This window comes from Halomonas sp. SIMBA_159 (genome assembly GCF_046536035.1).
GTDB classification, from domain to species: domain Bacteria; phylum Pseudomonadota; class Gammaproteobacteria; order Pseudomonadales; family Halomonadaceae; genus Vreelandella; species Vreelandella venusta_A.
In genome coordinates this window covers 1-231 of sequence record NZ_JAWJBT010001761.1, presented here as the reverse complement: position 1 = coordinate 231, position 231 = coordinate 1, and the positions used below count along the sequence as shown (strand labels likewise).

The 231-nt window shown below is 72.3% G+C and carries 1 protein-coding gene; it reads right to left on the bottom strand.

The window, feature by feature from the left end; genetic code table 11:
• Window positions 1–231, bottom strand: a 231-nt coding sequence (locus R0J87_RS25245) for a penicillin-binding transpeptidase domain-containing protein (protein WP_498889765.1), incomplete at both ends; no start/stop codon positions are given.

Genomic DNA, 231 nt, shown 5'->3' with positions numbered 1-231 from the left:
CCCCAGGCGTTCGACACCCGATTGGAGGAGCCGGGGAGCGTGTACGAGATGGGGTTGGGCAGCGTCGACTGCGGGGTCCAGTTCCCGCTGGCGTACGCCGCCGCCGCGACGACGACCTTGAACGTCGATCCCGGCGGGTTGAGGTCGCCGGCGATCGCGCGGTTGGACAGCGGCTTGCCGGGGTCGGCGGCGAGCTGGTCGTAGGTGGCGTTCGCGGCGTCCGCGTCGTGC